Origin of the sequence: Corynebacterium epidermidicanis, from assembly GCF_001021025.1 — a bacterium.
Lineage (GTDB): Bacteria > Actinomycetota > Actinomycetes > Mycobacteriales > Mycobacteriaceae > Corynebacterium > Corynebacterium epidermidicanis.
In genome coordinates, this window is record NZ_CP011541.1 from 773,023 (window position 1) to 795,437 (window position 22,415).

Annotated in this window: 17 protein-coding genes; 8 read left to right on the forward strand and 9 right to left on the reverse strand. The window is 59.8% G+C overall.

The window, feature by feature from the left end; genetic code table 11:
• Position 1 precedes the first annotated feature (1 nt).
• Both CEPID_RS03655 and CEPID_RS03660 read right to left on the reverse strand, forming a co-directional pair.
• The gene (locus CEPID_RS03655; RefSeq protein WP_047239806.1) at positions 2 to 694 is read right to left on the reverse strand and encodes a DNA alkylation repair protein; all 693 of its coding nucleotides are present in this window, start codon (positions 692 to 694) and stop codon (positions 2 to 4) included.
• Positions 681 to 1,439 (reverse strand): 3'(2'),5'-bisphosphate nucleotidase CysQ, encoded by a 759-nt coding sequence (locus CEPID_RS03660; protein ID WP_047241323.1) that lies wholly within the window; start codon positions 1,437 to 1,439, stop codon positions 681 to 683. Before CEPID_RS03660 ends, CEPID_RS03655 begins: the two co-directional genes overlap by 14 nt.
• Before the next feature lie 100 nt (positions 1,440 to 1,539).
• On the opposite strand from CEPID_RS03660, the gene CEPID_RS03665 reads away from it, so the two are divergent.
• Complete coding sequence (locus CEPID_RS03665; RefSeq protein ID WP_047239807.1) at positions 1,540 to 6,381, forward strand: ATP-dependent helicase; 4,842 nt, start codon at positions 1,540 to 1,542, stop codon at positions 6,379 to 6,381.
• 4 nt (positions 6,382 to 6,385) lie between these two features.
• On the opposite strand, the gene CEPID_RS03670 is transcribed toward CEPID_RS03665, so the two are convergent.
• Both CEPID_RS03670 and CEPID_RS03675 read right to left on the reverse strand, forming a co-directional pair.
• Positions 6,386 to 6,748 carry a DoxX family protein gene (locus CEPID_RS03670; protein ID WP_047239808.1) on the reverse strand — a complete coding sequence of 121 codons (363 nt, stop codon included), beginning with the start codon at positions 6,746 to 6,748 and terminating at the stop codon, positions 6,386 to 6,388.
• The gene (locus tag CEPID_RS03675; RefSeq protein ID WP_047239809.1) at positions 6,745 to 7,320 is read right to left on the reverse strand and encodes a TetR/AcrR family transcriptional regulator; all 576 of its coding nucleotides are present in this window, start codon (positions 7,318 to 7,320) and stop codon (positions 6,745 to 6,747) included. Before CEPID_RS03675 ends, CEPID_RS03670 begins: the two co-directional genes overlap by 4 nt.
• An 83-nt stretch (positions 7,321 to 7,403) precedes the next feature.
• Here CEPID_RS03675 and CEPID_RS03680 point away from each other — a divergent pair, with 83 nt between their 5' ends.
• Positions 7,404 to 8,231: a DNA-formamidopyrimidine glycosylase family protein gene (locus CEPID_RS03680; RefSeq protein WP_047241324.1), complete on the forward strand. Its 828-nt coding sequence runs from the start codon at positions 7,404 to 7,406 to the stop codon at positions 8,229 to 8,231.
• Here the strand turns inward: CEPID_RS03680 and CEPID_RS03685 are convergent.
• Positions 8,228 to 8,701 carry a DUF1707 SHOCT-like domain-containing protein gene (locus tag CEPID_RS03685; RefSeq protein ID WP_047239810.1) on the reverse strand — a complete coding sequence of 158 codons (474 nt, stop codon included), beginning with the start codon at positions 8,699 to 8,701 and terminating at the stop codon, positions 8,228 to 8,230. The two genes, CEPID_RS03680 and CEPID_RS03685, sit on opposite strands and share 4 nt — an antisense overlap.
• Before the next feature lie 127 nt (positions 8,702 to 8,828).
• Between CEPID_RS03685 and CEPID_RS03690 the strand changes: the two genes are divergently transcribed.
• Together CEPID_RS03690 and CEPID_RS03695 are read left to right on the forward strand one after the other, a co-directional pair.
• Entirely contained in the window at positions 8,829 to 10,901 is a 2,073-nt protein-coding gene (locus CEPID_RS03690) for a bifunctional metallophosphatase/5'-nucleotidase (RefSeq protein ID WP_052843353.1), read from the forward strand.
• Positions 10,902 to 10,940: 39 nt separating this feature from the next.
• Entirely contained in the window at positions 10,941 to 11,354 is a 414-nt protein-coding gene (locus CEPID_RS03695) for a YccF domain-containing protein (protein WP_047239811.1), read from the forward strand.
• Here the strand turns inward: CEPID_RS03695 and CEPID_RS03700 are convergent.
• From CEPID_RS03700 to CEPID_RS03710, 3 genes are all read right to left on the reverse strand, one after another.
• On the reverse strand, positions 11,344 to 11,982 hold the full coding sequence (locus CEPID_RS03700) for a DedA family protein (RefSeq protein ID WP_047239812.1): 639 nt from the start codon (positions 11,980 to 11,982) through the stop codon (positions 11,344 to 11,346). The two genes, CEPID_RS03695 and CEPID_RS03700, sit on opposite strands and share 11 nt — an antisense overlap.
• A 25-nt stretch (positions 11,983 to 12,007) precedes the next feature.
• Positions 12,008 to 13,648 carry a glucose-6-phosphate isomerase gene (gene pgi, locus CEPID_RS03705; RefSeq protein ID WP_047239813.1) on the reverse strand — a complete coding sequence of 547 codons (1,641 nt, stop codon included), beginning with the start codon at positions 13,646 to 13,648 and terminating at the stop codon, positions 12,008 to 12,010.
• An 80-nt stretch (positions 13,649 to 13,728) separates the two neighbouring features.
• A complete protein-coding gene (locus CEPID_RS03710) occupies positions 13,729 to 14,028 on the reverse strand; it encodes a chorismate mutase (RefSeq protein WP_047239814.1) in 300 nt (99 codons plus the stop codon).
• A gap of 84 nt (positions 14,029 to 14,112) precedes the next feature.
• On the opposite strand from CEPID_RS03710, the gene CEPID_RS03715 reads away from it, so the two are divergent.
• Positions 14,113 to 16,656, forward strand: a complete 2,544-nt coding sequence (locus CEPID_RS03715) for a UvrD-helicase domain-containing protein (protein WP_047239815.1) — start codon at positions 14,113 to 14,115, stop codon at positions 16,654 to 16,656.
• A 77-nt stretch (positions 16,657 to 16,733) separates the two neighbouring features.
• On the opposite strand, the gene CEPID_RS03720 is transcribed toward CEPID_RS03715, so the two are convergent.
• Positions 16,734 to 17,456 carry a M23 family metallopeptidase gene (locus CEPID_RS03720; RefSeq protein WP_047239816.1) on the reverse strand — a complete coding sequence of 241 codons (723 nt, stop codon included), beginning with the start codon at positions 17,454 to 17,456 and terminating at the stop codon, positions 16,734 to 16,736.
• Positions 17,457 to 17,758: 302 nt separating this feature from the next.
• Here CEPID_RS03720 and CEPID_RS03725 point away from each other — a divergent pair, with 302 nt between their 5' ends.
• From CEPID_RS03725 to purH, 3 genes are all read left to right on the forward strand, one after another.
• Positions 17,759 to 19,324, forward strand: coding sequence for a cell division protein PerM (locus CEPID_RS03725; protein ID WP_144413441.1), 1,566 nt, complete (start codon positions 17,759 to 17,761; stop codon positions 19,322 to 19,324).
• Positions 19,311 to 19,886 carry a phosphoribosylglycinamide formyltransferase gene (gene purN / locus CEPID_RS03730; protein ID WP_144413442.1) on the forward strand — a complete coding sequence of 192 codons (576 nt, stop codon included), beginning with the start codon at positions 19,311 to 19,313 and terminating at the stop codon, positions 19,884 to 19,886. The genes CEPID_RS03725 and purN overlap by 14 nt, the downstream gene beginning before the upstream one ends.
• Before the next feature lie 68 nt (positions 19,887 to 19,954).
• Positions 19,955 to 21,487, forward strand: coding sequence for a bifunctional phosphoribosylaminoimidazolecarboxamide formyltransferase/IMP cyclohydrolase (purH, locus tag CEPID_RS03735; protein WP_047239819.1), 1,533 nt, complete (start codon positions 19,955 to 19,957; stop codon positions 21,485 to 21,487).
• Positions 21,488 to 22,415: the final 928 nt, after the last annotated feature.

A 22,415-nucleotide genomic window follows, 5' to 3' on the forward strand; every position in this document is an offset into this window, starting at 1 on the left:
GCTAGAGGTGCTTCAGTGCCTCGCGGCGCGACAGCGGTTGCATGCGTCGCTCGTGGAGCGCGACGAATGCCCGCACCCACTCCGGGTCGTGGCGGGCGTGGTCACGCAACGCCCAACCGATTGCCTTGGCAACGAAGAATTCGCGGTCGGCCAAGTTCGGCAGGATGCAGTCCACCAGTAGGTCTTTGTCCAGGTCAGACTTGGTGCCGAGCTGGGAGATGATTGCGTAGCGACGAATCCAAAAGTTCTCATCCACCGCCCAGGCGCGCATGAGCGCGTCAGACTCCGCGGGCGCCGAGGCGCGGGCGTAGGGTTGCACCTTAACCAGGGCATCGACCAGGTCCCACCAGGCACCTTCCACCACCAGTTGGCGAATCAGTGGCATCGCATCGAAGGTGACCAGGCGCGCGTAGCGAGGGAGCGCGAGCAGGAAAATCGCAGCGCTGCGCTCATCACGGGACTGCGCGTGGGCCCACGTGTATTCGGTGACCGCCAGCAAATCTGCCAGCCCAGGCCTGCGCCCCAACAACTCGAGCGAGACCGCGTTGACCACCGAACGCAGGTCACCATTGGTAATGCCCAGCATCGGTTCGAGCGTTTTGAGATACGCTTGTTGCCCTTTCGCACGTTCGGGGTCAGCAAAGCGCTGGAATCCAGCGCGAAGCTCAGTCAGAAAAGACTCAGTAGGTGCCATTGTCGGCGAAGTAGGCGGCGGCAAGCTGCATCATTTCTTCAGCCAGCTCCGGGCGGCAAATGAGGACGTCCGGCAGGTAGGTGTCCTTGTTGTTGTAGGTGAGCTCGGAGCCGTCGAGGCGCGAACAGTGCAGGCCAGCAGCGCGGGCAACGCCGACGGGTGCCGCGGAGTCCCACTCGTACTGGCCACCAGCGTGGATGTAGGCGTCTGCGTCGCCAAGAAGCACGTGCATAGCTTTCGCCCCGGCGGAACCCATCGGCGTCAATTCGAAGCCCATGGCATCCGCCACGTGCTGTGCGACCTGCGGGGCGCGGTTGCGGGACACCACGATCTTCCGGGAGAGCGGCCCGGTGACGGCCTTGGATTCCATCGAGGAAAAGACGACACCGAGGTCGGGCAAGCCGACGGCGGCATGGATCGGCTGGCCGTTTTCGACGAGCGCGATGTGCACCGCCCAATCTTGCCGACCCCCGGCGAATTCTTTGGTGCCGTCGAGTGGGTCGATGATCCAGACGCGGTCTTTGCCGAGGCGCTCGGGATTGTCTGCTGCTTCCTCGGACAGCACGCCGTCGTCAGGGCGGTGTTGCGCGAGGACTCGGGCGATCCAGTTCTGGGCGAGGTCGTCGCCGGCGTCGCCGAGGTTGCGGTCGCGAAGCAAACCAACACCGCGCACACCCTTGAGGATTTCGCCGGTGCCGAGGGCGAGACGGTAGGTGAGCCGGGCATCATCAATCTGAGCAGTCATGTGTTTCAGCTTAATGCTTTCAATCAACTCAGGCAGGTCAGGTGCCGGTTCAGTGGCAGGGCGTGGTGCCTGACGAACAGTAGTTTGCAATGATAGAGACATGACCCCTTCCGTCCTCGACCGCTTCCGTCCGCAAGTACGCAGCTGGTTTGAGGACGTCTTCGCCGCCCCAACTCCCGTACAACAACAGGCCTGGGAAGCTATTTCTTCAGGCCAGCACGCCCTCGTGGTAGCCCCTACCGGTTCGGGTAAGACCCTAGCGGCGTTCCTGTGGGCCTTGAACTCCCTGGTCGAGGCCCCCGGTCAGGTGCCCTTGCCACAGCTTGTCGACGCCCCGACGGCCAACTCCAGCCGCGGCAAAGTAAAGGTGCTCTACATCTCTCCACTGAAAGCACTGGGCGTGGATGTGGAAAACAACCTCCGGGCACCCTTGTTGGGGATTCAGCGGACGGCCGAGCGTTTGGGGGTCGACGTGCCGTCGATAAGCGTGGGCGTGCGCTCGGGGGATACCCCAGCTAGCGAACGCAGCAAGCAGCTGCGCAACCCACCGGACATCCTGATCACGACGCCGGAGTCGCTGTACTTGATGCTGACTTCTAAGGCAGCTGCCATCCTGAGCGAGGTGGATACCGTGATCGTCGATGAGATCCATGCGATGGCCGGTACGAAGCGTGGCGTGCACCTGGCGTTGACGCTAGAGCGACTCAGCATGCTAGTGGGCAAGCCGGTGCAGCGGATCGGGCTGTCGGCCACGGTGCGCCCGCTGGAGCGGGTAGCTGCCTTCCTAGGCGGATCGGAAGACGTGGCGATCATCGCCCCACCCGCAGAAAAGGCGTGGGAACTGGTAGTGCGGGTGCCCGTGGCGGACCTATCAGACCTACCGACCGCCGACCCAGGTTCTCCGATCGGGGAAGCAGTACTGGATGATCCGCTTGGGCTGGCCGGTCCCTCGCCGCTCGAGGAGTCGGCGCTGCCTACCCAAAAGTCGATCTGGCCGTTCATTGAGACCCGCGTCTTTGCAGAGGTGATGGGGGCGCAGTCGACGCTTGTGTTCGTGAACTCGCGAAGGACGGCGGAGCGCCTTACCTCGCGCCTCAACGAGCTCTACGCCGCCGAGCACGCCCCGGAAACCTTATCCCCGCAGCTCAGGCGCGACCCAGCGCAGCTGATGAAGTCAGTGGATGTGGCCGGCAAAGCCCCCGCGGTGATCGCCCGAGCCCACCACGGCTCGGTGTCAAAAGAAGAACGCGCACTCACCGAAAGCCTGCTGAAATCGGGTGATCTGCGGGCCGTGGTGGCAACTTCTTCGTTGGAGCTCGGCATCGACATGGGTGCTGTCGACCTGGTGATCCAAGTGGAGTCCACCCCCTCGGTGGCCTCCGGCCTACAACGCGTGGGGCGCGCCGGGCACGCGGTGGGCGCGGTATCCCATGGTTCGTTCTACCCCAAACACCGCTCGGATCTGGTGCAGACAGCGGTCACCGTCCAGCGCATGCGGGCAGGACTCATTGAGGAACTCCACGTCCCTTCCAACCCGCTCGACGTGTTGGTTCAGCAAACGATCGCCGCCTGCGTGAACCAGGACCTGCAGGTAGACGAGTGGTACGAGACCGTGCGGCGGGCCTATCCGTATCGCTCGCTGGCCCGCGACGTGTTCGACTCCGTCATCGACCTCGCCTCTGGTGTCTATCCGTCCACGGACTTCGCTGAGCTCAAACCCCGGGTGGTTCTCGATCCTGCCTCTGGTATGTTGTCCGCCCGCCCCGGTGCGCAACGCGTGGCGGTGACCAGTGGCGGCACGATTCCCGACCGCGGCATGTTCGGCGTGTTCTTGATCGGCTCGGGCGCGGAAGGGGCAGCGCCCCGGCGCGTCGGTGAGCTCGACGAGGAGATGGTCTACGAGTCCCGCGTCGGCGACGTCTTCACCCTCGGAGCCACCAGCTGGCGCATCGAGGACATCACGCGTGACCAGGTGCTGGTCAGCCCCGCCCCGGGGCACACCGGCCGCTTGCCGTTTTGGACGGGTGATCAGGTGGGGCGCCCCTATGAGCTTGGCCTCGCGCTCGGGGCTTTTCGACGCGCCGTCCTAGCCGACCCGGCTGCGGCTGACGGGATCGGGCTGGATGACTTCGCTCGGGACAACTTGGTCCAGTTCTTGTCGGATCAGCGGTCGGCAACTGGCTTGGTACCGGATGAAAAGACCCTTCTTGTTGAGCGCTTCCGAGATGAAGTGGGCGATTGGCGGGTGGTCTTGCACACCCCGTTCGGCAGAGGGGTTAACGCTGCGTGGGCGCTGGCAATCGGTGCGCGCATTGCGGCAGAGACCGGCATCGATGCTCAGGCCGTGGCGGGTGACGATGGGATCGTGCTGCGCCTGCCGGAGTCTGACACGGAACCGGGGCCGTCTTTGTTCGTGTTTGATCCGGACGAAATCGCGGAGATCGTGCAGGAGCAGGTGGGCAACTCGGCCTTGTTTGCGGCCCGTTTCCGGGAGTGTGCAGCTCGCGCGCTGCTTCTGCCACGGCGGAATCCCGGCAAACGCGCACCGCTGTGGCAGCAGCGCCAGCGGGCAGCGCAGCTGCTGGATGTTGCGCGTAAGTATCCGTCGTTTCCGATCATCTTGGAGACCGTCCGTGAATGCCTGCAGGACGTCTACGACTTGCCTGCTCTGCGCAAAGTGCAGGAAGAACTGCAGCAGCGTCGGATTCAGATCGCTGAGGTGACCGTCGATCAGCCGAGCCCGTTTTCTTCTAGCCTGCTGTTTAACTACACCGGGGCGTTCATGTACGAGGGGGATTCGCCCCTGGCGGAAAAGCGTGCGGCGGCGCTAGCGCTGGACCCATCCCTGCTGGCGAAGCTGCTTGGCACAGCGGACCTGCGGGAACTGCTGGACGCGGATGTGATCGTCGAGGTGGATGACCAGTTGCAGCGTCGCGCCTACGAGCGTCGGGCGCGCACGCCGGAGGAGCTGGCGGATACGCTGCGCTTGATCGGCCCGATTCCGGTGGACGAACTGGAGGCACACTGCTTGTTTGCGCAGCCCCTGGTCGCAGCGCAGGAAGCGCTCAAGGGCCGCGTGATGGTGGTGCGCATCGCCGGTCGTGAGCATCTGGCGCAGTCGCAGGACGCGCCGCTGCTGCGGGACGCCCTGGGGGTGCCGATCCCGCCTGGAGTCTCGGCGCAGCGCGAGCCGATTGCGGATGCGTTGCAGCAGCTCGTCAACCGTTTTGCACGCACCCGCGGTCCGTTTACGGTTTTGGACGTTTCGCAGGCTTTCGGGCTCGGATTCTCTGCCGCCCACGCTGCGGTTCTTAAGGCTAAGCAGGACAAAGTGGTGATTGAAGGCCACTACCGCTCTGGTGTTGTGGACGTGGAGTATTGCGCCACCGAAGTGCTGCGCATGATCCGCTCGAAGTCCCTGGCGCTGGCCCGGGCGCAGGCCGAACCGGTGTCGCAGTCCGCCTATGCTCGATTCCTGTTGGATTGGCTGGGCGTCGCCGCGGTCGGGGAGCGCGGCCAACTGGCCGGTGCGGATGGCGTTTACCAGGTCATCGAGCAGCTCGCCGGGGTTCGTCTCCCTGCCAGCGCTTGGGAGACCTTGGTGTTTCCGCAGCGCGTGGGCAACTACGCGCCGTCTATGTTGGATGAGCTGACGGCCTCCGGTGAGGTCCGGATCCTTGGCGCGGGTGTGGCGGGTTCGAAAGACCCGTGGATCATGTTGCTGCCCGCCGACTATGCTGCGCAGCTCGCGCCGCTCATCGAACCCGGTGGCCTCACCCCACTCCAAGACCAGGTACTTGAGGTGCTGCAGCGTGGCGGCGGTTTCTACTTCCAAGACCTGCTCGCCGAGCTCCAGGATGATCTACTCACCGTGCAGTCCGCTGAGCTGCGCGAAGCGTTGTGGGCGCTGGTCGACCAAGGCCTTGCGACTCCCGATTCCTTTGCCGCCGTCCGCGCCCGCTTATCGACGTTCGGGCCGGCCGCAGGTGCCGCCCACCGCGCCCGTCGCACCCCCGCCCGTGGTCGCCTGCGGATGGGCCGGACCTCGTTCTCGCAGGCCACCCGTGCTGCGACGGGGACTCCGCCAGATATGACCGGCCGGTGGGCACTCGCCGTGGCACCCGCCGAGGATGCCACCTCGCGTTCGGTGGCACATGGCGAGGCCTGGCTGGATCGTTATGGCGTCGTCACGCGGGGCAGCGTGGTCGCCGAGGATGTCAGTGGCGGTTTCGCCCTGGCCTACAAGGTGCTTGCGCGCTTTGAGGAAAACGGCAAAGCCATGCGCGGTTACCTGGTGGAAGGCCTGGGCGCTTCGCAATTTTCGACAACCGCAGTCATCGATCGCCTGCGCGCCTTCGCCGACTCGCCCGACCTGGTGGGGTGGCCTTCTGGTGCTGCTGCGCCTGCGGCTTTTGTGTTGGCAGCTTCCGATCCTGCTAACCCTTATGGGGCGGCTCTGCCGTGGCCGGATTCGGGGTCTACGCCGACCCGCGGTGCCGGGGCGCTCGTTGTGCTTGTCGACGGCCTCTGCCTAGCCCACCTCACCCGGGGCGGGCGCACCTTGACCTTGTTCGAGTCCTCGCTGGTGGGGGACCTGTCGCGTTCGTCGCTGGCTACGTCGGTGGTTTCTGCCCTGGCTGGTGCTGTGGCCGCTGGTCGCTTGGACCGCGTCATTGTGGAGAAGATCAACGGCGCGCCGGTGTTCGACTCTGACTGGATTGCGGAGCTGCGCGAGGCTGGGGCAGTGATCACGCCGAAGGGGCTGAAGATCAATGGATCGGCGACTGCTGCGGTGCCTGCTTCTGCTGCGCCAGCTAAGCGGCCGGGGCGGACTCTCGGTGAAGCCGTGATCAGTTTTGACGATTCTTCGGTTGAAGAGTCGCCGGCGCCGCCTAGCTCTCCTTATGGCCGATCGTTTCGGTCTGGTGGGTATCGGCGGTAGGCGACTAAGTTAGTATCGTAAGCAAAAGTACTGCAATTGAGAGTGACAGCATGCCGAGGCAGTTAATCCAGAAGGACTGCTTAAGATATCCTGCTCGAATGTGGGCAATGGTTGCCGCGCAAAAGTAAGCGATGATTCCACACATTGCAGCAATTCCAAAACCTGGAATGTGTAATCCGATGAGCAATCCTAAAACGGCTACGGATTTTATCAGGATAAGTGCCCACCACCAGTTTTCGGGGAAGTTCACTCCAGACAAACACTGCCTAATAAACCGGAGCGGTTTGATTGACATTGCAATGTCGCCAAGCAAAATAGCTGCCATGAGAAGTGTTGGCCATTGAGGTTCTGAAGTGATTGTGTTCATTTGGGTAAAAATGCCTTTTCGAGGGTATTAATCAAAGAGCTTGACTGGCGCTCGAGCTCGTCAATGTCATGTAATCCGGTGATCCAGCCGAGGAGAATTCCGAGGTAGCCATGGTAGAACAGGGAAGCGAATTCGGATTTTTGATCTAGGGTGAGGTTGTCGCTTAGGCGTGCAGTGATTTCGTCAATTAAAAGCGCTTTGATGCGATTCAAGTCGTTTGCGTTCCGATCTTGAGAAATCAATGCGCAAGCATACGCTTGAGACAGCGATGGATTTTTTCCGAAAAGAAGTAAGAACGGCTTCAATACTTCAATTAATTCGGTTGAGCTAGCGCGTATTTCGTCGTGAATCACTTCAATTTGTTTATGGATAACCTGAATCAGGATCGAATTTTTGTCGCCAAGTTTCATGACTCGACCGACGCTGACGCCGGCCTGACTAGCTATTTCGCGAATTGTAGTTGTTTCAAATCCTTGTGAATTGAAGAGTTGAAACGCTGTGCTGAGAATTTTTTCGGATGTTTGTTCTTTTTGTTGGGCTCGCCCTGTCGAGTGAACATGTTCAATGAGCATGTTCACCACGCTACTGTGGTTGTGATTCAGTTGTCAAAAGATTGATGAATCGAATGCTGATTGTTCGCACTACAATCACTCCCATGCCCGAAGGTGATTCCGTCTATCAGCTCTCTAAGCGTCTGCAGTTTATGGTCGGGCGCGAGGTCGTCGATACGAGCCTGCGCACCCCGAGCACCGCGCTGGAGACCTTCACCGGCCTGACCGTCGACGCCGTGTGGCCCTACGGCAAGCACCTGTTCATGCAGTTCGGGGAGCGGAAAATCCTGCACACGCACCTGAAGATGGAGGGCACCTGGTCTATCCATCGGCGTGGCGACAAGTGGCGCAAACCCGGACACAAAGCGCGGGTCGTCCTCACCCTCGCAGACCCGGTCGGTCCCATCGAAGTCGTTGGGTTTGAGCTGGGGCTTGTCGACGTCTTCCCGGCGAACATGTACGTCGACCGCATGGGCTACCTCGGTCCCGATATTCTCTACCCAGATTGGGAGGAATACGGCCGTGACGAGGCCCTACGTCGGATTCTCCAGCACCCCGAACGGCCGATCGGCACGGCACTGCTCGATCAGAAGAATGTCGCTGGCATCGGAAATGAGTATCGGGCCGAGGTGTGTTTCCTCGCGGGCGTGCATCCGGCGACCCCGGTCAGTCAGGTGGATGTGGGGCAGTTCCTTGATATCTCGCGACGCATCATGTGGGCGAATCGAAATTCGCCGATCCGCGTCACCACTGGGGTAAAACGGGCAGGGGAGAATGGCTACGTGTTCGGCCGAAACAACAAACCCTGCCGACGGTGCGGCACGCTCATCACGAAGGCGAGCCTAGGGGGCACTGAGTTCGACGAGCTCGAGCGGATTATCTGGTGGTGTCCGACGTGCCAGCCGTCGAAAAGCTCGCACCTGGAGGGCTAAGAGCCCTCCAGCCGTTTCGCTTGTTCCTGCACCTGCTTGCGTTCGAGCACTTTGAGTAGCTTTTCTTCTTCCTCGCTGAGCCCGAGGAATTTGCGCGATCCACCCACTGCCATGGGGATCAGCAAGAATGGCACCCAGGCGTAGTTCAGATTAAAAACAAATTGCAGCACAAGGAAGAGCCCGAAAGCAACAATCCCGGCGCTGGATTCTACTGCCCTAGAGATGTCACGCTTGCGTTTCAAAGTAGCTAGCTCGGTAGACGCGGATGCAATCGGGGTGGCGGTTGGCATGCCGCCGGGAAGGTCGTCGAAAAGCGGGGTGAGTTCCCCAGCGGTGGTGGCCGTCGCTGCTTTCCCGCTGCGTTCCTCGAATTCAGTCACGGTCAGGCGCCCCTCGGCGAAGTAGGTGCCGAGCGCTTCCATCGCGCGGGCGCGGTCGGCGTCGGAAAGACGAATGTTGTCGGCAGGCATGAAGAAAGTTTAAAGCACTTCGCGGCTAGGTGAATACTTGGCGAATTCTCTTCTCATCAGCGGGCGAAAAACTTGGTTACGGCCGAAGATGGATGAGTTAGTTTGTTTCGTCTAACCAGGAGAGAGCATGATCCCAAAGTCCAAGCTCGGCACCCTATCTGTGGGTGTCGTTTGCGCACTCGCAGCCCAGCACGCAGCAGTAGCGAATGCACAGACCGCGCCGGTGAAGTTCAACGTCACCGCGATCACCGACTTCCACGGCCACTTCGAGCAAACCACAAAGAAGACCGGTGAGGTCGTCGACCCGGGTGCTGCCGTGTTGGCGTGCATGGTGCCTAAGCTTGCCGACGGCAATCCCCAGGCATTCGTCTCCTCGGGAGACAACATTGGCGGGTCCTCATTTTCCTCGGCATTGCTGCAGGACGCCCCAACCATGGAGATGCTGAATGCGATGGGGCTCGAAGCATCCGCGGTGGGCAACCACGAATTTGATAAGGGATTTTCGGATCTTACCGGTCGGGTCGGTATCAACGGCGATGGCGAAGCGAAGTTCCCTTACCTCGGTGGCAACATCACTGGCGACAACCCGGACCTGAAGTCTTATGTGGTCAAGGACTTAAACGGCGTGAAAGTGGCGTTCGTCGGTACAGTGACGGACACGACCCCTCAGATCGTGGCCGCGGACGCCGTCACGGGCCTAAATTTTGCGAACCCGCTCGAAGTGACGAACCAACTGGCAACCGAGTTGAAGAAGTCGGGCGAAGCAGACGTGGTGGTTGCCCTGATCCACGAAGGAAACCTCACTGCAGCCCAGTTCGGGCCGGACGTTGACGCTGCCCTCGGCGGGCACACCCACCTGGTGGGCAATGAGAAGATCACGCGTGCCGACGGCTCGCCGTTCGTGTGGGCACAAGCCGGCAGCTTCGGCCGTAACATCGCTGACCTGGACTTCACGTTTGATCCCGCGACGAAGAAACTCATCGATATCCAGTCGCAGGTGGTTGATGCGGCAACCATGATGCAAGAATGCGGTACCACCCCGAATGCGTCGATCCAGGCGATCGTCGATAAGGCAGTGGCGGCTGCCGCCACCGAGGGCAACCGCGCGGTGACCACCCTCAACCACGACTTCCTTCGTGGACTGAATGAGTCCCAACTGGCCAACCTCATCGCAGAAGCGACGAAGCAGGGCATCGCGGATAAGACTTCCGTGAAGCCAGATCTTGGCCTGATCAACCCCGGCGGCGTGCGCGCAGACCTCTTTGCCGGAGAGGTGACCTACAAGGAAGTCTTCGACGTACAACCTTTTGCTAACGACATGACCTACGCCACCCTCAGTGGCGCTGAGATCAAGCAGGTGCTGGAACAGCAATGGCAGCCGAAGAACGGCAACGAGACCACCACCATGCTCGGTTGGTCTAACAACTTCTCCTACACCTTCGACGTCACCCGCCCGAAGGGGAACCGCATCACGTCGATCAGCGTAGACGGCCAGCCCATCGACCCGACCCGCAACTACGTTGTCGCCGCCGGCGCGTTCCTGCTCAACGGTGGCGATGGCTTCACTGCACTCAAGAACGGCACCATGGCCTCGTCCGGGCTTCTCGACGTCGACCTGTTCGCCACCTACCTGTCCGACCACCCAGACGTAACGCCACGCACGTCGCAGGTTGCCACGGGAGTGCATTTCGCCAACCAGCCTGAGCCAGGTAAACCGCTGAACATCGAGCTGAACTCGCTGGCTTTAGAGCATGGCGAGTCCGCCACGTCTGTCACAGCAACCCTAGGTGAGGCAACCAGCAGCGCGCCGATCAACCAAGCCGGCGGTGACGCGAGCGCCGCGACCTTGGGCACCGCCACCCTCACCCTAAATGTTCCTGCTGACCTGCGAGGAATCCAGATGGTGACCATCACGACCGATGCCGGTACGAAGGTGATGGTTCCTATCGACCTCGGCGCAGGCGCACCCGCCGAACCGACCAAACCAGGTGACAACAAACTGACGCAGCCAGGGGGAGTGGACGGCTCCATTATGGCTGTCAAGATCGGCTCTGGCTTGATTATGGGAGTCGGGTTGCTGTTCTCGGCGTTGGTCGGCATCGGAATTTCGATGAACCCAGCTAAGTCCGCGCAAGTCCGGGAAGCTATCGACAGGGCGATCAGGGAATTCCAGTCCCGCATCGCGGCGATGTCCCACTAACTTCGGCAGCGTTCCAGAATCCGTCCTAGTGTGGAGGGCATGAAAACTCTCCTCAATATTGTGTGGTTCCTTTTCGGCGGGTTCTGGCTCGCACTGTCCTACTATCTGGCTGGGATCGTCGCGTGTTTGTTCATCGTGACCATCCCAGCCGGCGTGGCAAGCTTCCGCATCGCAAACTACATGCTGTGGCCGTTTGGCCGGACGGTAGTGGCACCTACCGGCGGTGGCACGACGATGGGAGCGATCGCTAACGTCATCTGGTTCCTGGTCGCCGGAGTGTGGCTAGCGATCAACCATGTGATTACCGCTTGCGCCCTGGCTGTCACCATCGTCGGCATTCCGTTTGCCTGGGCCAACATCAAGTTGATCCCGATCACCTGCTTCCCATTTGGCAAGCAGATCGTCTCCGGCGACCGCATCCCATTCGGCTACGAACCGATGATCAAGATGTAGTTTTCCTTCTGCGCCGGGCTTTTCGACGTTCCTTTCGGCGCCACATCCGGTAGACCACATAGGAGATAGCCGCAGCGATAATTGCGTATATCACCGTTGAATACTTGTCGATAACGTCGGAAACCACATGGTAACGTTCGCCAAGCCACATTCCCAGTCCGATGAGCACTGCATTCCAGAGCAGAGAGCCTGCTGCGGTTAACATGGTGAACTTCGGTAGGCTCATGCGGTCGATACCAGCTGGAATGCTGATCAATGATCGAACACCGGGAATGAGACGTGCGAAGAAGACGGACCACTGCCCGTGTTGTTGAAACCAATCCAGCGAGTTGTCTACATCTTCCGGTTCCGTGAGCCACATCCAGTCCGCGATCTGGCGAAGCCGCTGTGCTCCAAACTTCGCACCCACCCAGTAGAGCAGCAGGGCGCCAAGAATAGAGCCCACCGTTGCCCAGACAAGGGCAGCGATAAAGTTCATCCCGCCCTGTCCGACGGTGAATCCCGCTAGTGGAAGTATCAATTCGGACGGGATGGGTGGAAAAATGTTCTCGAGGAAGATCGCAATTCCCACTCCAGGCGCGCCCAGCGCGCCCATGAGTGATACGACCCAGTCAATGAGTTTCTGCATATGTCAGAGCGATGTCACGCTTTCGCTAACGCTTCGCGCGGTACCACTCGATCAGCGCGTCGGTGGAGGTATCGCCTGAGTCGACGGTTTGGGCGCCGGTAACTGCCGGGAGCAGGTCCCCGGCCTGCTTCTTACCGAGCTCCACGCCCCACTGGTCGAAGGAGTTGATGTCCCACAGCACGCCTTGCACGAAGGTGATGTGCTCGTAGAGTGCGATCAAGGCGCCCAAAATGGCTGGAGTGAGCTCCTCCGCCAGAATGGTGGTGGTTGGGCGGTTGCCTGGCATGACCTTGTGGTTGACCAGCTCGGCCGGAACACCTTCGGCAGCGATCTCCTCGGCGTTCTTGCCAAAAGCGAGGACCTTAGTCTGCGCGAAGAAGTTGGACATGAGCAGATCATGCATGGAACCGGTGCCGTCGGCGGTGACGAGGTCCTGCTTCGGGCGCGCGAATCCGATGAAGTCAGCCGGGATCAGGCGGGTGCCTTGGTGCATGAGTTGGAAGAAGGCGTGCTGGCCGTTAGTGCCTGGTTCGCCCCAGTAGATTTCGCCAGTCGGTGCAGTGACGGCGCTGCCGTCGTGACGCACGGACTTGCCATTGGACTCCATCGTGAGCTGCTGCAGGTAGGCCGGGAAGCGGGAAAGGTCCTCAGAGTAGGGCAGCACCGCGTGGGTGTCGGCGCCGAAGAAGTCGGTGTACCAGACGCCGAGCAACCCCATGAGGACAGGAACGTTGTGGGCGAATGGGGTGGTGCGGAAGTGTTCGTCCATGGCGTGGAAGCCGCCGAGGAACCGCATGAAGTCCATTGGGCCGATGACGGCCATGAGGGACAGGCCAATGGCGGAATCCACGGAGTAGCGGCCGCCTACCCAGTCCCAGAACCCAAACATGTTGTTGGTATCAATACCGAACTCGGCTACTTTTTCCGCGTTGGTCGACACCGCGACGAAGTGCTTGGCAATAGCGGACTCGTCGCCGTCGAATTGCTCGAGCAACCAGCGCTTGGCGGCGTGTGCGTTGGCCAGCGTTTCTTGGGTGGTAAACGTCTTGGACGCGATGACGAACAGGGTGGAGTGTGGGTCCAGCTCATCGAGGGTAGCCACCATATCCGCGGGGTCAACATTGGAGACGAACTTCGCATTGATCCCGGCAACTGCGTAGTGGCGCAGTGCCTTGACGGCCATGGCTGGGCCGAGGTCGGAGCCACCGATGCCAATGTTGACGACGGTCTTGATGGTGTGGCCGGTGTGGCCGAGCCACTCGCCGGAACGCAAGGCGTGCGCGAAGTCCCGCATGCGTCCGAGTACCTCGTGGACATCCGCGGCGACATCTTGGCCATCCACCTGGAAGTCTTCCTCAACTGGCTTGCGCAGTGCGGTGTGGAGTACCGCCCGATCTTCGGTGTTGTTGATGTGGACGCCGTTGAACATCTCCTCGATGCGCGACTGCAGCTGTGCAGCTTCCGCGAGGGCGATGAGCTTGTCGACAGCCTCGGCGTCAACGAGGTTCTTGGAGAGATCCACCCGCAGACCTGCCGCATCAAACGTGAGCTCTTGGGCACGCTTCGGGTTGGTGGCGAAGAGCTCGCGGAGCGTGGTGGCGTCGATGCTGGCCTTGTGTGCCTGCAGCGCGGCCCATTCAGCGGTCGAAGTGACGTCGAAAGACATGGGATCTCCCCTTGATAGTGGTCAGTAGATCTAACCCTGTCCAGGGTAGTCGCGTTCGCACCTTCGTGCTGGCCTCGACCTCAGCCCAGTTTGCCGCGTCCCATCCGCAACAAAATGGCTGCGAGAGCGGGCCCTTCTTCGCCGATCTCGTCGCGGAACCGGTTGATAATCGCTACTTCGCGGGTATGGACCAGCCGGGTCCCACCAGAACCCATGCGGGTGCGGCCGACTGCTTTGGAGACGGCCGCGCGCCGCTTTACTGCATCGAGGATGATGCCATCGAGACGGTTGATTTCCTCGCGATATTGCTGGATTTCGGCATCGGATAGCGGATCGTCGGTACCCGACGGCATGCGGATTTCGAAATCAGGACTGGACATAGCAGTCCATCATAGTCGTTGAGCTGTATGTTCGAATGAAGTGTTCGAAGTGTCGGGGGTACCAGTTAAGCTAGGGACATCATGATGAATTCAGCCTCTCCGTTTTCGGGTAATCAGCGTGTCACACGTCCATCAGAGCCGGCGGCCGACCGGGCGTCGATAAGCTCTGCTGACGCCTTCGGCTCAGTGGAGGATCTCACTGCGGGTTTGAACCCGCAGCAAAAAGCTGCCGTCGAGCATCGTGGCGTGCCGCTGTTGATCGTGGCGGGCGCCGGGTCGGGCAAAACCGCGGTGCTCACCCGGCGCATCGCGTACCTGCTGCGCGGTGGGGTGCATCCGAGCCAGATCCTGGCTATTACGTTCACCAACAAAGCCGCCAATGAAATGCGCGAGCGTGTGATGGGGCTGGTGGGTCCGGTCGCGGAACGGATGTGGGTCTCGACGTTCCACTCGACCTGCGTGCGCATCCTGCGGCAGCAAGCTGCGCTTGTCGACGGCCTGAACACGAACTTCACCATTTATGACTCCGACGACTCCAAGCGATTGCTAACGATGATCGCGAAGGACATGCAGCTCGACGCGAAACGCTTCAGTGCCCGCGGCCTGGCCACGGCGATCTCGAATCACAAAAATGAGCTGGTGGGCGTGGCGCAGGCCCAGGAGGAGGCTGGGGGAGAGCCGTATGCCACCACGGTCGCGACGGTCTACGGTGAGTACCAACGTCGCCTCCGGGCCGCCAACGCGGTTGATTTCGATGACCTGATCGGCGAGGTAGTCCGCATTTTCCAGGAGCACCCAGAGGTAGCCGATCACTACCGCAGGCGCTTCCGCCACGTGCTCATTGACGAATACCAGGACACCAACCACGCCCAATACGTCCTGGTTTCCCTCCTCGTCGGCCGCCCTTCGACCGATCCTTTTGCGGTGCCACCTGCCGAACTCGCAGTGGTGGGCGATGCCGACCAGTCAATCTATGCCTTCCGTGGTGCCACCATCCGCAACATCGAAGAATTTGAGCACGACTATCCGGAAGCACGGACCATCCTGCTCGAGCAAAATTATCGTTCCACTCAGACGATTCTGTCCGCTGCAAACGCGGTGATCTCCCAGAATGAGAACCGTCGGGAAAAGAAACTATGGACCGCGCTGGGCGAAGGAGAGCCGATCATCGGTTACGTCGCCGACAACGAGCACGACGAGGCGCGTTTCGTGTCCGCCGAAATCGATTCCTTGGTGGATTCCGGGATGAATTTTGGTGACATCGCCATCATGTACCGCACCAACAATTCCTCCCGCGCGCTGGAAGATGTGTTCATGCGGGCAGGAATCCCATACAAGGTGGTCGGAGGCACCCGCTTCTACGAGCGTAAAGAAATCCGCGACATCGTCGCTTACCTGCGTGTGTTGGACAATCCCGGCGACGAGATGTCGCTGCGTCGTATCATCAACACACCGCGACGAGGAATCGGCGACCGCGCGCTCGCATTCATCGCCCTCCACGCCGAAAACACCGGGATTTCCTTCGCCGAGGCGCTTGTCGACGCCGCGAACGGCGACGTCACCATGCTGGGCGGGCGGGGGCGTAATGCCGTGGCCAAATTCGTAGACATGATGAACGGTTTGCGCGAGCAAGCCAGCACCCGCATTGACTCAGTGACCCAGCTACCGAACATTGGCGCGGTGGTCTCCGATGTTCTCGACGTCACAGGCTACAAGGCGGAGCTGGAGGCGTCTAACGATCCACAGGACGGCGCACGACTCGACAACCTCAATGAGTTGGTGTCCATCGCGCGGGAGTTTTCTTCGGAGGCAGCTAACTTGCTTGCTTTCGAAGAAATGGATGGCGAGACCTATGACCCGGAGGAAGGTGAGCCGGCGCCGGGGTCTTTGCAGGCGTTCCTCGAACGCGTCTCCCTGGTTGCTGACGCTGACCAGATCCCGGACAACGATGAAGCCAGCCAGGGCGTGGTCACCTTAATGACGCTCCACACTGCAAAGGGACTCGAGTTTCCGGTGGTTTTTGTTACCGGCTGGGAGGACGGACAGTTCCCGCATTTGCGGGCGCTGGGCGACGCCAAAGAGTTGGCAGAAGAACGCCGCCTAGCCTATGTAGGCATTACGCGCGCCCGACAGCGCCTGTACCTGACCAGAACGATGCTGCGCAGCTCCTGGGGCAATCCGGTAGCACATCCGGCCTCCCGATTCTTGAGTGAGATCCCGTCGGACCTCATCGACTGGAAACGGGAAGAGCCCGAAAACTCTTATGGGGCCGGCTGGGGCGCTGGCGGGTCTGGTGGCTCCGGCTGGGGCGCTGGCGGGTCTAGCTGGGGCGCTGGCGGGTCTAGCTGGGGTAGTGCCGGGACTGGGCTTGGTAGCGACGGCTGGAATTCCGGTGGCCGAGGTGCACGCGGGGCACAGTCAAAGAAACCAACTTTGCCGAAGGCACCAAAGAAGAACAACAATCTCACTTTGGTAGCTGGGGACCGGGTTGTGCACGAAAAGTACGGGCTCGGCACGGTGGTCTCCTGTGAGGGGACGGGGCCACGGGCAACGGCGATTATCGACTTCGGCTCGGCAGGGACCGTGCGGTTGATGCTGATCGGCGGGGTGCCGATGGAAAAGCTCTAGCTGTTCCGGACAGCAAAAACCTCCTTGGAGGCGCCGATCAAGCGCTTGCAAGGAGGTTTCTGGCCTAGCGTAAAGCTTTAGACGTGGATGCCACGAGCTGCGAGCCATGGCACAGGGTCTACAGCGCCCTGGCCAGAGGGGTGGATTTCGAAGTGCAGGTGAGATCCGGTGGAGAAACCACGGTTGCCCATGCCGGCGATCTTCTGGCCAGCGGTGACGTGCTGACCAACAGCAACGTCAAGGGTTTCCATGTGGCCGTAGACCGATATGGAGCCGTCTTCGTGCTTGATGCGGATCCAGTTGCCGTAGCCGGAAGCAGGGCCGGAGTCGATGACGGTGCCATCCATTACGGCGAGGATTGGGGTGCCAACAGCGTTGGCGATGTCAATTCCGGAGTGGAAGGAACCCCAGCGTGGGCCGAAACCGGAGGTGAACGTGCCTTCGGCTGGCTTTGCGGTCTGAGGAGCGCGGGCAGCGTTGTCAGCTGCGACGCGTTCATTGTTGTATTGCACGGCTTTGGTGACCTGGTCAGTCAGATTAGCCATTGGTTTGAACTCGGCGATGGCCAAGATCTGTGGTGCTTCACTGGATAGTGCTGCACCGGTGTTAGCTGCCAAATCGATGTTTGGCTCTTGCTTAACTTCAGCGTGTTGAGCTTCAGCTACAGCTACTCCACCAGCACCTGCGGTGGAAACCGCACCAGTTGCGACTGCGACGAGGGCGACGCGTCCTTTGGTCGTCGGCGATACGCTCTGCTTGCGGTGGCGTCCTACGCCGTTCCGCGGTGCATGCTTTTGCATGAAGCCTTCTTCCTCCGTTTGCTCACAATCGAAAATTGTGACCGTCTCGTTACCTAACGAGGTTTCACGATAGCGCTTCGTTACAACCGAGGCAAGCGAAATTCAGCAATTTTGGCAAAATGTCACGAAATGATTACAACGCTAAAGGAAAAGTCTCAACCTGCAATTGAGGGTTGCAGGCAATAGGTCTTTAAAAATCCAACGATAGGTATTGTCTCAGGTTCGTCTAATTTTTGGCAATTTGAACGGTGATGGGCGCGGGTTCCGACCATCGGGTTTTGTGTCGTGGCACAGTGGACTAGATGAGTAAAAACGTAAGCCCACAGGCCCGCCCGGCCCGATCTGCCCGCTCGCGGGGTAAGGTGCGGGAGGGGAATAAAAAGCTGGACCGTTCCGCCGCTTCAGCGTCATCGGCAGTGAATTCGACCACGGATCACACCACTTATAGGGGGCGGCTCAAGATTTTCCTGCCTCGGGTACTAATAACCAATGTGATCGTCATCCCATTTTTGTTGGTGGTGGCGATCGCTGGCATTTTGTTAACGAATTCAAGCTTCGTTGCGTTGCCTGCGACCATCGCCCAGCTTTGGCTGATATCGCAGGGGGCTCCCGTAGCAAGCTCCAGTACGCAATTAGCAATCGTGCCGCTGTTGCCCATGATGGGCGTGGTGGCTCTGGGTGCGCGACGAGTGTATGGCGTGGTGAAAGACCGCGTCTCTCTCGCCGATCTGTATGTGCTTGTGGCGTGCGTCGCGGGCGTACCGCTCCTATTGTCGTTGACTGCGGTGGCCATGTTGCTGGATGCTGCACAGGTGTTGCCGGTAGCGGTGCCGTCTGTGGGGTTGGTCCTGTCCCGCACGTTGATGACATCTCTGTTGGGCTTCGCCTTCGGCATGGGGTCTCGCCTATGGCGGGCGCTGCTTAAGAGGTTTAACCTGCCAGCGGAAATTTTTGATGGGCTTGTGATCGCGCTTCGTTATCTCGCTGGCCTCGGGGCCGTTGGTTTGGTGGCGGTTTTGGTGTCGATAGTTGCACATGCGGGCCAACTAGGCGAGGTTTTTGGTGCCTATACTGACCCGGCGGCCCGCGGGAACCTCATCGGCTTGAGTGTGTTGTACCTACCTAATATGGCGATGTTTGCTGCCATGGTGCTTACCGGGGTCGAGCTGGCAATTGGACGAGGCGCGCTTAGTCTTTTTGGAGCTTTCCTCGTCCCGTTGCCGCCTCTGCCGGTATTGGTTGCTGTGCCCGCATCGGTGTGGCCCTACGCCTGGGCTTTGTTGGCGATTGCTTTGTTGGTTGGGTTTGCGGTCAGCTACCGTCCGCTGCTGCGCGCCCAGCGCCCGCTTCTCGACGTCGGATGCGCTGCTATCTGGACGATTGTCCTCACGGCTGTGCTGTTGCTGTTTACTAGCGGATCGATGGGGCAGCATGGTTTCGTTGGCCCAGTGTGGTGGCTGGCCCTGCTACTGGTTCCGGTGTGGCTCGTTGGGTCGGGTTTGGTTCTGGTGGGTGTGGCCAAGTTTGCTGCCCGTTCGGGTGCCGATGATGGAGGTGAAGTAGTCGAGTACGCACCTGCAACTGCCGTGGCTGAGGCGGGTGGGGAAGTCGGCGAAGATGGCCAGGAAGCCCAGGAAGGTGAAGCTGAGGCTGCTGAACCTGAAGTAGCTGAAGATGGGGAAGAAACCAAAGAAGCAGATGAGGTCACCGAGCCGGCTGATGAAGCTGAAACGATAGAGGCGCACGGGACAGTAGATAATAAAGGTATAGAAGTAGAATCTGAGACTTCAGTAGACGAAGACGACGCAACACAAGCCGGCAATGCCGTGCCGCTCGGGCTCAAGGAGAAAAATAATGACAAAAAGTAGCCGCCGCGTGGTCATCATGGCCTCCGGAACTGGAAGCCTGATGGAAGCGCTCATCGCCGCCTCTGGAGACAAATATGAGGTGGTCGGCGTCGTGACAGATCGCCAGTGCCCGGCCGTCGATAAGGCGCAGCGGGCTGGGATCGCGGTACGGACAGTGAGCTTCACTGCCGGCGACGATCGCAGTGCATGGAACATCGCACTGCGGGACGCGGTCGCGGAGCACAACCCGGACATTGTCGTATCGGCTGGATTTATGCGGATTGTTGGGCCGGAATTTCTGGCGGAGTTTGCGGGCCGGATGATCAATACGCATCCTGCGTTGTTGCCTTCTTTCCCAGGGGCGCACGCGGTGCCGGATGCCCTTGCCTACGGGGTGCGGGTCACCGGATCGACGGTGCATGTGGTGGACGAAGGCGTCGATACTGGCCGCATTCTCGCTCAGGTGCCCGTGCCGGTGGAGTTGGGTGATGATGAAGAGACGCTGCACGAACGCATCAAGGTGCAGGAACGCGCGTTGATCGTTCGGGTACTCAATTCGGACAATCCACTGCAACCGCTCTAATATGGGTGGCGAAAAGTGCCCCATGGACAGGGGGCACTTCAATCGTCGAAAGGGTTGGCAGAACTTCCATGAGTGAAGATCGGAAAGACATCAAGCGCGCTCTGGTGAGCGTCTACGACAAGACCGGGCTCGAGGACCTGGCGCGTGCGCTTAACGACGCCGGTGTGGAAATCGTATCCACCGGCTCCACGGCCGCAAAGATCGCTGACCTGGGAATCCCGGTCACTCCAGTCGAGCAGCTTACGGAATTCCCGGAGTGCCTCGAAGGTCGTGTGAAGACTCTGCACCCGCGCGTCCATGCCGGCATCTTGGCAGACACCCGCAAGGAAGATCACCTCAATCAGCTCGCTGAACTGGGCATTGAGGCATTCCAGCTTGTTGTCGTCAACCTCTACCCGTTCCGCGAGACGGTGGCATCGGGCGCCAATTTCGACGAATGTGTGGAGCAGATCGACATCGGAGGCCCTTCGATGGTGCGCGCTGCAGCCAAGAACCACTCGTCTGTGGGTATCGTGGTGGACCCTGCTCGCTACGCAACGGTGATCGAGGCGTTGGGTAAGGGCGGCTTTAGCCTGCAGGAACGACGCGAACTGGCTCGCGATGCATTCTTGCACACCGCCGCCTACGATGCGGCAGTGTCCGAGTGGCTCGTCGCTCAACTTTCCGACTCCGAGCAGACCTCCACGCTGCGCTACGGTGAAAACGCCCATCAGTCCGCTACGGTCACCCGAATCGGAACGAAGGGGCTGGCTAATGCGCAGCAGTTGCACGGCAAGGAGATGTCGTACAACAACTACCAGGATTCGGAAGCAGCCTGGCGGGCGGCGTGGGATCATGAGCGCCCATGCGTGGCCATCATCAAGCACGCTAATCCATGTGGCGTGGCGGTCTCGGACGTTTCCATCGCTGATGCGCACCTGAAGGCGCACGCCTGCGACCCAGTTTCGGCTTTCGGTGGCGTGATCGCCGTCAACCGTGAGGTCACTGCCGAGATGGCCCGCCAGGTGGCAGACATCTTCACCGAGGTCATCATCGCCCCAGCTTACGAAGAGGAAGCGGTGGCGATCCTTTCCGAAAAGAAGAACCTTCGCATCCTGGTTGCCGAATACGAAGCCCCTACCGAGGAAAAGAAGTTCATCTCCGGTGGCCTGCTCGTGCAAGAACCTGACCTTTACCAGGCTGAAGGCGACAAGCCGGAGAACTGGCAGCTGGTGTCCGGTACCGCTCTGGACGCAGCCGAACTCGCCGAACTCGAGTTCGCATGGCGTTCCGTCCGCGCGGTGAAGTCTAACGCCATCATCCTGACCAAGGATGGCGCCGCAGTGGGCGTGGGCATGGGCCAAGTCAACCGGGTTGATTCTGCGAAGCTAGCTGTTGAACGCGCCAACACTCTTGCTGATGGTGCAGACCGGGCCCGCGGTTCTTTTGCTGCTTCCGATGCGTTCTTCCCATTCGCTGATGGTCTGCAGGTGCTTATCGACGCCGGGGTGAAGGCAGTCGTGCAGCCAGGTGGGTCCATTCGCGATGCTGAGGTTTTCGAGGCCGCCAACAAGGCTGGGGTGACCATGTATGTCACCGGTGTTCGCCACTTCTCGCACTAAAAAGGGCTTCTGATGGTGCATAACGCGAAATAGCTCGCGTGCTCAATGACGGGAACGGCACGAAGGTCTAGGGCTTTCGTGCCGTTCCCGTATTTTTCTGAACAAGCTACTTTGAAAGCGACGAAACTGATGGTGATCTACGCTCATTCATAGTTGTGGTTTGAGCCCTGAGGTTGTTCCTTTCGAAACTCTTGAAAAATGTGTATTTCGAATATTTTTGGTAGGGGTGCGGTATGTCGGGCGTGAAAGATGGTAACGAATCCATAAACATTTTTTGAAAAAGCACTTGTTTTTAATAGCGTTGCATATCGTGAGAGAGGAAGTTTTGTTGGATCTCAATTGAGGAACATCGAGGAGTTAATGTGAGTTGGAAAAAAAACTAGCGCACTTGCTGCTTGTGTGTTGATGGCAATTTCACCGAACTCAGTGAACGCTTCTACTGTGCGTGAAGAACTAAACGTAGATCAAGTAGTGATCCACGTCGACAAATCTGGAAAGATTACTTCACTGGCGACATTAGGTTCAGAAACGATGACTCGCCGTGGTGGCGAGAGAGCGCCTGACTGCATTCGTGCGCAATCCGAATGGGGTTTCGTTCAAGTTTACAATGATTGCCCTTTTGACCTAAGAGTCAAAGTGATTTTTGCTTTCGCACCTGACTCAGCATGCAAACTCGTTATTGCGCATACACGCACAAATATTTCTCCAGCGATGGGGCGGATTGACGGGATCGAAACATGCTAGTTAGTTACAAGGCCCGATTACTACTAGCTGGACTCGTTTCTGGAGTGTCGTTTTTGATTCCTTCAACAGCATCAGCGGATATCGGCCAGTTTTTGTATGAAACTCAGGATCAGTGTGAACGCTCTCTTGAGGCCCTCCGAAATGATCCGAGTACAGCCTATTGGGCCTGGACGAAAGATTGCCA